The sequence below is a fragment of the Pseudoalteromonas sp. CR1 genome (genome assembly GCF_019392235.1).
Classification (GTDB): domain Bacteria; phylum Pseudomonadota; class Gammaproteobacteria; order Enterobacterales; family Alteromonadaceae; genus Pseudoalteromonas.
This window is the reverse complement of record NZ_JAHXRM010000005.1, coordinates 138,448-150,092: the sequence shown is the minus strand read 5'-3', so window position 1 is coordinate 150,092 and position 11,645 is coordinate 138,448. Positions and strand designations below refer to the sequence as shown.

The window sequence follows — 11,645 nt, the reverse complement described above, 5'->3', positions numbered from 1 at the left end:
GAGGATTAATAATGACTGAATACGTATTCAGTCATTATTATACAGCCTGCTCTTTACCACTTTTTAGCTAAACGAACCACATTTAAACCATACCAAGCGATGAATACATAACATAGCATAGGAACAAAAAAGCTATCTTGAATGTTTACAGTATCAGCAATATATCCTTGTAATAATGGAACCAAAGCTCCACCTACGATAGCCAAACATAACCAACCAGAGCCTTTACTTGTTAGCGCGCCTAATTTTTCAATTGCGACAGAAAAAATAGTCGGAAACATAATTGAATTAAATAGACCAATTGCCAGTACTGAATATAAAGCCACGTCACCTTGTGTAAAGATAGTGATTAATAACAAAGCAATAACACTTATCGCATTAAAAGCAATAGCCTTAGAGGGCGCAATTTTCTGTAATAAAGCAGAGCCAATAAAACGCCCTACCATAGCGCCACCCCAGTAATAACTAATTAGTGCAGCGGCTGCATGCTCTTCAAGCCCGGCGATGTGTGCTTCACCAAAATAGTTAACTAAAAAACTACCAATGGCCACTTCGCCACCTACATAACAAAAAATAGCAATAACCCCCATAGTTAAATGCGGTGCTTGCATTAATGAGCGCGTTTCGGTATCAGTGCTGTCATCTTTGTGGGCTTCTATTTCTGGTAACTTAATAAATGCAAACACAATAGCAATGAGTAAAAGTGCCGCTGCTAGCATTAAGTAAGGTACTTTTACTGATTCTGCAGATGCAGCAGATGCTGCTAATGTGCCTGCCGTTCCGAAAAATAGAATCCCTCCTACATAAGGCCCTACAGTAGTGCCCAGTGCATTAAGTGCTTGTGCTAAATTTAATCGTGAAGAGGCTGTTTTGTCAGGACCAAGAGCCGCAACGTATGGGTTAGCAGACACCTGTAACACCGTTATACCTGCAGCAAGTACAAACAATGCACCTAAAAACAACCAATATTCATGAACCACTACGGCAGGGTAAAAAAGCATACAACCAATAGAGGCAACAATGAGCCCCGTTAATATTCCTTTTTTATAGCCTAGTTGTTTAACTAAAATACCTGCAGGGATAGATACAATGAAATAGGCACCAAAAAAGCAAAACTGCACCAACATTGCTTCAAAATATGTGAGATCAAATACACCTTTTAATCTAGGAATAAGCACGTCGTTTAAAACGGTTATAAATCCCCATAAAAAGAATAAGGTAGTCATGGCAGTCAAAGGAAACAGATAATTATTTTTTTGCTGTTCATTCACGCCATAGGGTTGATTAGTGTTCAGTGTGCTCATTTTTATTTTCACTCCATTAACAAGTTAAACTGATTCTACATTGTTAATAAGTTTTTTTATCACACCAAAATAAGAACGTTCCAATTCAATTCAAACTTGTGCTCGGACACTCAGCTGAAATTACATCAATTAATCGCTTAGTTTCGCCGCTATTGTTAAAGTGATATAAAGCCTGGTTAATGTCTTCAAGTACTTCAAGCCAGTTGGGTGTTTGCTTACTAATTGCAAAATACAATGGGTTATAACGAAGTGGCTTGCCATCTTGCTCTATAAAATTGAGCAACTTTGATTTAGCATTGTCATTCAATGTTGAGTATTTAACTGAATACGCCAATACAACTGGATCGCCAATAATAAGATCCACACGTTCTGCAACGAGTAGCTGCACTAGTTGTAGGTCATCTACAGCACTTATAATACTAAATTCATTGTTATCCATCATTGCATCAAACTCAGGGGTATTTTGATACCCTCTAACAACGCCTATTTTTGCACCTTTTAACGAATTTAAGTTACCTGTAAAAATACCCGGTGAGTTTTTACGCTTTAAAAAAGCAATATTCCCACCTTTAAATGTATTTGAAATACCTAATAACTCTCGTCTGGTTCTATTTTCAACAAAGTCAGAGTGGGCTGTGTCTTCTATAAAATATTCAGGCATTAAAATATCGGCTTTCCCTATTTCAACATTTCGTACAGCTCTCGCCCAAGGTAAAAACTCGATATAAACGTCATAACCTCGGCTATTTAGTAAAGCAACAGCAAAATGATAAACCCAACCTTTATTGCAAAGGCTATCGCTTATGTAAGGCGGCCAGTTCAAAGTAGCAATATGCAAAGTACGCTTATTGTTAGGTGATTTATATAATACTCCTGACTTATAACGCTGACCCTCAACAGTGGTAAGTGTGCTTTTGTTAAGATAACTCACTGATGTACTTGCAGTACTAAAACAACTAACTAACGCTAATAAAATAATAACAATATGCATATTAAAATTATCATAAATTTATTTAGTTAAGTGTAGTTCACATACGAGCAGTGAAATAAAATTTAATTAAAAGGACTCTAAGTAAGCGTTAAAAGGGGAATGTATACAAAGTTTAAACGCCAATTAATAAGGTTTATTGGCGTTTAAAGGAAGATATTAAGCTGGTTTTACCCATTTCATTTTGTTGTTAGTATCGCGCGAGCTTATTATGGTGTCATCGCTACTTTTAACGCCACCTAATTTAGCAAGCCTATCATAAAGCACGACATTACAGGTTGCTGCAAGGTTCATACAGCCAATGGTCGGTATATACACGACTTCGTCGCACCACTTTAGTACGTCTTTTGAAACTGAGCCATCTTCAGGGCCAAATACATAAAATGCATTTTCTGGGTGCTCAAACTCGGGTAAAGGAGTCGCCCCCTCAATGAGCTCAATAACAACGACAGTAGCTCCTTGCGGTTTACATTGTTCCAAACAATCCGTAGGTGTTAAGGGAATACGCTCAACCACATTTTTAGTGTCGGTATGAAACTTTTTTGCGTTAAGATAACGATTACCCGTAAAGTAAACCTGATTTGCATCGTAACACCCTGCAGCTCGCAAAACGCCGCCAACGTTGGTGGGGCTTTTTGGGTTTATTAAGCCAATACTTGCTTGTAACTTACTCATTAATCGCAATCCTTTGTTGGCCATTCTGCAATATATAAATCAAAGTCATCTAATTTTACATCACAGTCTTTCACTGTTTTGTCTTTCACTGAAATACCGAGTTCGTGCATGAAAGCTTTATCGCCGTTGTTCACTAGCGGATGCCACGATGCAAGGCCTCGTCCTTCGTGTAAACGTCGGTAACTGCAGCTTTGCGGCATAAAAAATATATCTTTAAGGTTTTCTTTAGTAAGTTTTACACAAGAGGGTACCAAAGTTTGTCGGTTTTCGTATTCACTACACCCACAAGTATTGTTATCAAGATACTGGCACACAATATTAGTGAAAATAAGCTGCTCACCTTCACGTAGCTGATCGGTTGGGGCAAAATCATCTTCGTCTTCACTATCTATAAATGTATTTAAACAACACTTACCACAGCCATCACAAATAGCTTCCCATTCACTTTGGCTCATTTCGCTCAGGCTTTTTTTAAGCCAAAATTGTGTATTTGCTAACTGTTGATCAAACATAGTGTACTCACGCCCCTTTTAGAGCGCGCATTCTACCGTAATGCATTAAATGGCGCAAAGCCAATACCTTAAAACGATACTCGCTTTGCGCGTAGTTTATTGCTGCGACTGCACCCAACGTTTAACTTTTTTCTCTAAAATAGGCATGGGTAATGCGCCATCTATTAATATTTGCGTATGGAACGCCTTAATGTCAAACCGGTTTCCTAACTCTTTTTTACAATAATCGCGAAGTTCTTTAATTTTAAACTCCCCTAATTTGTACGAGAGAGCTTGCCCGGGCCACGCAATATAACGCTCAACCTCTGCAACAACATCACTTTTAGCCATTGAAGAGTTGGCAAGCATATATTGTATACCTTGCTCGCGTGTCCATCCTTTTGCATGAAAACCGGTGTCGAGTACTAAGCGCATAGCTCGTAATTGCTCGTCGGCTAAACGCCCGTACCACATATACGGGTCGGTAAATAAACCAAGCTCTTTTCCTAAGCTTTCAGCGTAAAGCGCCCACCCTTCAGCAAAAACCGTATACCCTCCAAATTTACGAAAATCAGGTAAGCCGTCAATTTCTTGTTGAAGAGCAATTTGAAAGTGATGACCCGGCGCCGCTTCATGGATAGAGAGTGTTTCAAGCAAAAACTTAGGCTGTGCTTTTAAATTAAATGTATTAATATAAAAAATACCTGGGCGAGAACCGTCTGGGGCTGGAGCAGCATAAGAAGCACCTGCCGCAGATTGCGCACGGTACGCTTCAACGGGTTTAACAACGTAAGGGGCTTTAGGCGCAACATCAAATAACAGCGGTACTTTAGCATCTATTTTTTTCTTAACGTTTTCGTACGCTTCAACAAGCTCTTCAGCGGTATTAAAGTAAAACTCATCAGAATCACGTAAATGAGTAAAAAATGCAGGTAAATCGCCATCAAAGCCGACTGTTTGTTTTACCTGTTTCATTTCACTTAAAATACGAGATACTTCACTTAAACCTATATCATGAATTTCATCGGCAGACAGGCTAAGTGTTGTGTTTTTCTTTATTTGATATTCGTACCAAGCTTTACCATTGGTAAAATCGCTGTAGCCTACTGAAGCACGACTATTAGGAATATAGTCATTAATTAAAAATGTGTGCATGCTTTGATAAGCGGGGACTAATTGCGTCATGATCAAATCACGGTATTGGGCTGTTATTTCTTGTTTTTGCTCTGCTGTAAACGAGTCTGGTAAATTCTTGATAGGCCCCCAAAACAGTGAGTCTTCAGCCTTATTGACAACATGCGCACTAAATTGTGGCGCTAATTTTTTTGCAAGTGGCAAAGGTAAAACAATATTTTGTTTTATACCTTCAGCCATAGAAAGCTCAACACTTTTAAGCCACTTAACAAACCCACCACTACGTTTTATGAAATTAGCGTAATCGTTCATAGTTTTGAAAGGTTGTGCACTTTGGCCAGAGCCAAAGCCCGCAAAAATATTATGCGCACCCGACATTTGATTTATCGGCAAAAGATAACTAGGAAACTGCATTCCTTCTAAATTAAGTGCTAAGTCGCGCTTTAAAATTTCATAACTTAATAGCGCTTGCCCTGTTAACTGCTCAGAATCAATGTAGCCAAGGCGTTGTTGATACTTTTTATAAAAAGCCGCTTTTTTACCACGGTTTAAAACTGAGATCTCAGGCGTGAATACATCATTAAATTCATTTTTTCCGCTGTATGTAGCACGAATTGGTGCAAACGTGAGTGACTCTTCATAATATTGGTTAACTAGCACATCAAGTTGTTGCTCAGCAGATAGCTCTGACACCACAGCATTTATAGATGAAGAAACCGGTTTACTATTACTTTGTTGAGGCGCAGTGTTGCTACACCCCGTTAAAGCACCCATCACTGATGCAGCCACAAGTGCTAATTTTAATAATTTCATGTTAATCCTTTTAAAAAATACAAACCGATTATGAGCTTTAAATTAATCTAAATAAAGTAGTAACTTAGTCGTTATTTTATTGCACTTTTACTTAAGCTTGGTAAAGTCAAAATAACTTTAATGTCATATAAAAGAATTAAAAAATGAAAAAGCACCTGTTATCAGCCTCAGTCGCCATGTTATGTTTGAGTAGTTTACCCACTCAAGCAGTTACCTACATTTCTGCAAAGGCCATGTTAGATGTAGAAAATGGCACACTTATTCAATCCCCTCTTATTACTGTTGATAACGGCGTAATCACCTCGATAGAACGCAACAAAAAGCCGCTAGTTGGCAAAAGTGATGAACATATAAATCTACCGCAGTTAACATTAGTGCCAGGCTTAATGGATATGCATGTGCATTTAACAAGTGATCCTACTGTTTCACGTAGTGAGCGGTTAGGTCAGTCAATCCCACGCATGGCCGTAAAATCGGCCTATTTTGCTAAAAAAACCCTCGAAGCCGGGTTTACCACTGTGAGAAATGTTGGCGCAGATGGTTATAGTGTTATTGCGGTGCGTGACGGTATTAATGCAGGTGATATTATAGGCCCGAGAATTTGGGCTGCAGGTCCATCTCTTGGTATAACAGGCGGGCATTGTGACAATAACCGCTTACCGCCTGAGTTAAAATATACCTCAACCGGCGTAGCCGATGGGCCATGGGCCGTTAGAACAAAAGTGCGTGAAAATATAAAGTATGGAGCCAATGCTATAAAGTTTTGCGCAACAGGCGGTGTATTTTCAAAGGGCACAAAAGTAGGTGTACAACAATACTCACTTGAAGAAATGAAGGCCATTGTTGAAGAAGCACATATGCGCGACCTTCCTGTTGCTGCTCATGCACATGGTACAAGTGGGATTAAAACAGCCATTATTGCCGGTGTTGACAGCGTAGAACATGCAAGCTTTTTAGACGATGAAGCCATTGCCTTGGCTAAAAAGCATGGGACTTGGCTTTCAATGGACATATACAACACAGAATATACATTAAGCTTTGGCGAACAAAATGGTGTAGACGAAGAAAACTTAAATAAAGAACGTCAAGTTTCAAAAAAACAAAGAGATAGCTTTAGCAGAGCAGTTAAAGCCGGTGTAAATATGGTCTTTGGAACCGATGCGGCCATCTACCCACATGGTGATAATGCAAAGCAATTTTCACGTATGGTTGAATTTGGCATGACTGAACTGCAAGCCATTCAATCAGCAACTATAAACAGTGCCAAGCTTTTAAAAATGCAAAATACGCTCGGGCAAATAAAAACCGGATTTGCCGCGGATATTATTGCAGTTGAAGGAAATCCATTAAAAAACATTTCTACATTAGAGCAAATTCCTTTCGTTATGAAAGCGGGTATTGTTTATAAAGCTGAAAAATAAAATTTAACCAAAGGCTGGTCATTAAGATCAGCCTTATTTGGTATTAAACACATCGTTTACATTTCAGCAGACTACTTAATGAATATTTAGTAGGTCATAAAAACTCGATATTAAAAAAATGAACGCTAAATTTTACATCTAAGCTAAAAACCAGTTCCTATCGCTTGTACCTTTATTTTTCAAAATAACAATTACCTAAGTTTTACCTTGATGCAAAACAAACTCTATTTTTACCCATTTCCTTCGCTACATATAGCTGTTTATCAGCTTCTTTTATTAATGAATTTAAATCTATATTGCGTTCACTAGAGAACTCAACGGCTCCCATTGAAAATGTTATGTTAGATAAGTCACCTAATTTAACCTTAGATAATTTATCAGAAAGCCGATTAAATAAATTCTTTGCCTCTTCCATTGATGTAGCGGGCAAAATAAATAGCCACTCTTCTCCCCCCCAGCGCCCAAACTGATCATTTGCTCTCATATTATCAGATGCAATATTGGCAAAAGTTTTCAATACAAGATCACCTACATCATGTCCATAGATGTCATTAACCGATTTAAAATCATCTAAATCAGCCAGTAATATAGTTAAGTTGTGACCTTTGCGTTGAGCCATAGCTAACTCTTGGGCTGCTTTAAGAGTAATTGCGCGTCTATTCCACGCGCCGGTGAGGGAATCAATCATTGCAAGTTTTTGCAATTCAATTTTAGACTTTCGGCCTCGGTAAATAATAATCGAAAATAAAAATAACGCTACAGACAATGTAATGACAAACAATATTAAAATATAATTTTTTTGCTTTTCATTTTCTGTTTCTAATTCTATTAGTTGAAGAGATTGTTTTAACATTTTGCTCGCCGCCTTTTGTTCTTCAACTTTATATTCTAAAAGGAGTTGATCTAATTTTTTTTGTGTTTTATCGTCTTTAGCAATTAAATTAAGGTAATACTCATCTTTATACTTCAGGGCATCTTCATAACGCTCTTGTGACGAACTAAGCTCAAAAAGCCACCCGTATAACTGTTTTTTCTGGAAGCTATCTAATGAGTCAGCATAATCATAAATTAGTTTTTTGATCATGGACTCAGCTTTTGAAGCTTCTCCATAATCTATTAACAATTCTATATACAACATAGAGCCGTCTATAACCGTTCGAGTAACACCAAATTCTGACAGTATTTGGATTGCTCCCTCTAAAACAGTTAAGTTTTTCTGCTTTTCTTCAACTTCTAAGTATCCCCAAAATAGCATTACTTCTGCTTTGGTCACGCAAGGGTCCACAGAATCAAGCATGTTCATCCATTTATCTTTTTTTCTTTTATACTCGACTGCACTATCGGTATTCGAATCAGGAAATGCTTCACCACCTCTTCTAAAGTTCACGTATAATTTTAATTCAGGGTCGCCAATTTCATTTGCTTTAATTTCAGCTTTATCAAAATAATCATTTTTTTCTTTTTCTATACTCGACTTGGCATTATTAAAATAACCCCCTATCAAAGAAAGCACTCTTACTTCTATGGGGTTTTTCGGCTCACTTATAAAATAGGAATTGTATTCACTTAATAATGAAACTGCTTTGTCTGATTTTGTATCCCAAAACCAGCTTTGAGCCAATACATATAAATGCCATACAAAATGAGAATTACTTTTATCCAAAATCTTTGAAGCAGTAATTTTATCCCTGAGCAGTTCTATTTTACTTCTATCATTTTCTGCATCAGCGATTGTCAGCTCACTAAACAAAAGGTGGATTTCAATATCGTTGTCTGCACAATGGAGCTTTAAATATTCATTTATTGATTTCAACTTTTTAACATTTAAAGCCTCAATTGAAGTATATAAATTAGAAATAACAGAATCATAATTTTCACAACGATTATCTTGCGAATTGACATAGGGAGAGGTGAAAGCCACAACTAAGAGGCTGAAGATAATTGAGAGTTTAAAATTCATTGTGACTTACTGATTATTACGTTAAATGACGGATTTTGATTAAGGTTAACAGAAAGATTTAAAGTTACTACAAATAGTCATAAAAATTTATAAAGTCTAAAAACAACTCAGTAAGTATTAGCCGTATCACGTTTTAAGCTCATTCTTTTTATGTGAATTCGTTTATATTCAGTCATATTAGTTACTTGATTAAATAACCAGCAAACGGTTCCATATATTATAGATTTATTGAACTTTTAGTTTATTTTGCAAATAATAATCATTACTATTGCCGCACTTTATTAAATGCGAATGATTATCATAATGAAAAGTTTCAATTACTCATTACTCACCCTCGCTTGTTTAAATGCGCAAGCCGTTTTAGCACAAGCCACTGCAAATCAAGATATCGAACATATAAGTGTTTATCAAAAACAAAACCAAGTTGTTATGAGCTCAGGGCTTGCAACTAAGTCAGATATGTCGTTAATGGAAACCCCAGCACCTGTCGTTATTATTGACCGTGAACTGATTGAATCCCAAGGTGTAGATAGCCTGCAAGAGCTTGTACGTAATGTAAGTGGATTAACCCAAGCAGGTAATAACTACGGGATTGGCGATAACTTAGTTATTCGAGGTCTAGATGCTAATTATACTTACGATGGGATGTATGGCGGAGCAGGCCTTGGTAACACCTTTAATCCAACGCGCTCATTAACCAATGTTGAGTCGGTCGAGGTGTTAAAGGGTCCAGCAACAGGCTTGTATGGTATTGGCAGCGCTGGTGGTGTAATTAACTTAATTGAAAAAAAACCTGAATTTGAAGAAAAGCATAAAGTAGCCATAGAGCTTGGTCAGTGGGATAGCTATTCACTTGCCTTTGATAGCACCAATGCAATTACCAATGACTTAGCATACCGCGTGATGGCTAAAACAGCATCAAGTGATGGTTTTCGTGATTTAAAAGAAGACCGAGACGAAATATATACATCACTTAAATACATTTTGAGTGATCAACAAGACGTTATGGTTTCTGCTGCATACATTAAAGACTCAATAGCGGTGGACTCTATTGGTCACCCTATTCGAATTTATAATGCAGACTCTGCTAATGGTTTAACAGCCTCACAAGTAACAGGATCTGATTTAGTTAACGATCCTACGGGTAGTGGTTTACAGCTTAGTGAATCTCAGCGCAATGAACTGGCAAACTCATTGTCAGATAACGACGGATTAACACCTTATCAATTTGGAACTAACGGAATTATTTCGCCAATGGCTGATGATAACGAAGGTGAAGAGTTGCGCTTTAAGCTTACGCATAATTACTTTATTACTGACGACTTATTTTTAAATCAACAGTTACAATACCGTAATTACACATCAAGTTTCGCACGTCAAACGGGGGCTTATAACTATGTTTATTGGAATCGTCGTGGTGTTATTAATCAAGATCCACGTTCACCGTTAGTCGTTGACGATGTGCTTTACCCTTTTGCTGCTCGTCGCCAAGAATACCGCCAAGTTGAGGCTGATGAAAAGTCATGGCAGTACTTTTTAGATTTGCGCTACGACTTTATGTTGGGTGATATTGATAACGAACTTTTGGTTAATGCTAATTATGAAGATCGCGATATTCGTTTTAAACAATATTCTATATGGGATAAAGATTACGTTATTACAGATACAAACAACGAAGTAACATATCAAGGTTCCCTACCCTATATATTTGATATACGAGATCCCAATTGGCCAACAGGTAATTTTTACGATTACGATCCTCTTAAAACCAGTGACTACAATAAAAAAGTAAAGGCCTGGGGTTTGGGCCTCCAACATGTTGCCTATATTAATGAGCAATTAACAACACGCGTAGGTGTTGCTTATAACAGCATTAAACAAAGTTATGAACATTTTGGTGTAGATGAGCGTTATAGCGCAAGTCGAGCAGAACCAACACCAGAGGCTGACACTTCAGACAGTGGTTTAACGTATAATTTAGGCGCAACATATCAACCCACTGAAGACTTTTCTATATTTGTTAATCACGCTAAAGGCCGCACTGCATATAGTGTATTAGGGTCCATTGCTGGTAACGAAGCGGATAGAGAAGACTCAGAATCAATGAGCAATGACTTAGGATTTAGATATAAAGCGTTTGACGACCAACTACTTGCCTCTTTCGTTGTTTTTGAAAGTGCGCGAACCAACCTAGAATACAGCAATCCACTTTATGAAGCGGGCGTTTCGGCACCAGATGTAGTTAAAAGCTTTTATGATGGGGAAGAAAAAACAAAAGGAGTTGAGCTTGATTTAAATGCGCATTTAAATGAGCAATGGAAAGTAAATATAAATGGTGTTTATCAAGATGCAAGAAACCAACTAAACCCTAATATAAACAATCACGCTACACGTAAAAAAGGGGTTCCTTATATAACTGCCAGTACGTGGGTAACTTATTACGCAACTGTTTTTAGTTTGCCTGAAACGCTAAATATAAGTGCAGGTGTAACTTATGTTGATGATAGGAGTACCAACTCATCAAGTTTTGGTATTCCTGATGGCCATGTACCAAGTTACACGGTTCATGATGCGGCTGTTTCATACACAACAAACAAATGGCATATGCAACTTAACTTAAACAATATATTCAATAAGCAATATTATTCTAAAGCGATGTTTTTAGGTGGTATGCCGGGTGAAGAACGTAACGCTAAGCTAAGCTTTAGCTATACACTGTAGTTTGCTCATGTATAAGCGCTTGTATTTGTGAGCGCTTTTTAATCATAACGGATAGATTAGCCAAGGACATTAGTTAAGTTTAAGGTTTTACCTTAAGCTGTATTTTAATGAGTCTAATTCCTTGCTATCACTAACCAA

The 11,645-nt window shown here is 37.4% G+C and carries 8 protein-coding genes; 2 read left to right on the top strand and 6 right to left on the bottom strand.

Annotation, left to right across the window (positions count from 1 at the left end; all coding sequences use genetic code 11):
- Nucleotides 1-53 precede the first annotated feature (53 nt).
- The 5 genes from fucP to KZZ04_RS06800 form a co-directional block, all read right to left on the bottom strand.
- Nucleotides 54-1,304, bottom strand: a complete 1,251-nt coding sequence (gene fucP, locus KZZ04_RS06820) for an L-fucose:H+ symporter permease (RefSeq protein ID WP_138528915.1) — start codon at nucleotides 1,302-1,304, stop codon at nucleotides 54-56.
- An 85-nt stretch (nucleotides 1,305-1,389) separates the two neighbouring features.
- Entirely contained in the window at nucleotides 1,390-2,295 is a 906-nt protein-coding gene (locus KZZ04_RS06815) for an ABC transporter substrate-binding protein (RefSeq protein WP_219422232.1), read from the bottom strand.
- A gap of 156 nt (nucleotides 2,296-2,451) precedes the next feature.
- Nucleotides 2,452-2,967 (bottom strand): RNA methyltransferase, encoded by a 516-nt coding sequence (locus tag KZZ04_RS06810; RefSeq protein WP_058405309.1) that lies wholly within the window; start codon nucleotides 2,965-2,967, stop codon nucleotides 2,452-2,454.
- Complete coding sequence (locus tag KZZ04_RS06805; protein WP_219422231.1) at nucleotides 2,967-3,479, bottom strand: YcgN family cysteine cluster protein; 513 nt, start codon at nucleotides 3,477-3,479, stop codon at nucleotides 2,967-2,969. Before KZZ04_RS06805 ends, KZZ04_RS06810 begins: the two co-directional genes overlap by 1 nt.
- A gap of 96 nt (nucleotides 3,480-3,575) precedes the next feature.
- Nucleotides 3,576-5,405 (bottom strand): DUF885 family protein, encoded by a 1,830-nt coding sequence (locus tag KZZ04_RS06800; RefSeq protein WP_219422230.1) that lies wholly within the window; start codon nucleotides 5,403-5,405, stop codon nucleotides 3,576-3,578.
- 143 nt (nucleotides 5,406-5,548) lie between these two features.
- Here KZZ04_RS06800 and KZZ04_RS06795 point away from each other — a divergent pair, with 143 nt between their 5' ends.
- Nucleotides 5,549-6,826 (top strand): amidohydrolase family protein, encoded by a 1,278-nt coding sequence (locus KZZ04_RS06795; protein ID WP_138528921.1) that lies wholly within the window; start codon nucleotides 5,549-5,551, stop codon nucleotides 6,824-6,826.
- A 202-nt stretch (nucleotides 6,827-7,028) separates the two neighbouring features.
- On the opposite strand, the gene KZZ04_RS06790 is transcribed toward KZZ04_RS06795, so the two are convergent.
- On the bottom strand, nucleotides 7,029-8,786 hold the full coding sequence (locus tag KZZ04_RS06790; protein WP_219422229.1) for a GGDEF domain-containing protein: 1,758 nt from the start codon (nucleotides 8,784-8,786) through the stop codon (nucleotides 7,029-7,031).
- 303 nt (nucleotides 8,787-9,089) lie between these two features.
- On the opposite strand from KZZ04_RS06790, the gene KZZ04_RS06785 reads away from it, so the two are divergent.
- Complete coding sequence (locus KZZ04_RS06785) at nucleotides 9,090-11,507, top strand: TonB-dependent siderophore receptor (protein WP_219422228.1); 2,418 nt, start codon at nucleotides 9,090-9,092, stop codon at nucleotides 11,505-11,507.
- Nucleotides 11,508-11,645: the final 138 nt, after the last annotated feature.

What these genes read in the sequence shown, in the direction of transcription:
- KZZ04_RS06790 (WP_219422229.1), bottom strand. Translation starts at nt 8,786, where the DNA reads ATGAATTTTAAACTCTCAATTATCTTCAGCCTCTTAGTTGTGGCTTTC.
- KZZ04_RS06800 (WP_219422230.1), bottom strand. Translation starts at nt 5,405, where the DNA reads ATGAAATTATTAAAATTAGCACTTGTGGCTGCATCAGTGATGGGTGCT.
- KZZ04_RS06795 (WP_138528921.1), top strand. Translation starts at nt 5,549, where the DNA reads ATGAAAAAGCACCTGTTATCAGCCTCAGTCGCCATGTTATGTTTGAGT.
- KZZ04_RS06815 (WP_219422232.1), bottom strand. Translation starts at nt 2,295, where the DNA reads ATGCATATTGTTATTATTTTATTAGCGTTAGTTAGTTGTTTTAGTACT.
- fucP (WP_138528915.1), bottom strand. Translation starts at nt 1,304, where the DNA reads ATGAGCACACTGAACACTAATCAACCCTATGGCGTGAATGAACAGCAA.
- KZZ04_RS06785 (WP_219422228.1), top strand. Translation starts at nt 9,090, where the DNA reads ATGAAAAGTTTCAATTACTCATTACTCACCCTCGCTTGTTTAAATGCG.
- KZZ04_RS06805 (WP_219422231.1), bottom strand. Translation starts at nt 3,479, where the DNA reads ATGTTTGATCAACAGTTAGCAAATACACAATTTTGGCTTAAAAAAAGC.
- KZZ04_RS06810 (WP_058405309.1), bottom strand. Translation starts at nt 2,967, where the DNA reads ATGAGTAAGTTACAAGCAAGTATTGGCTTAATAAACCCAAAAAGCCCC.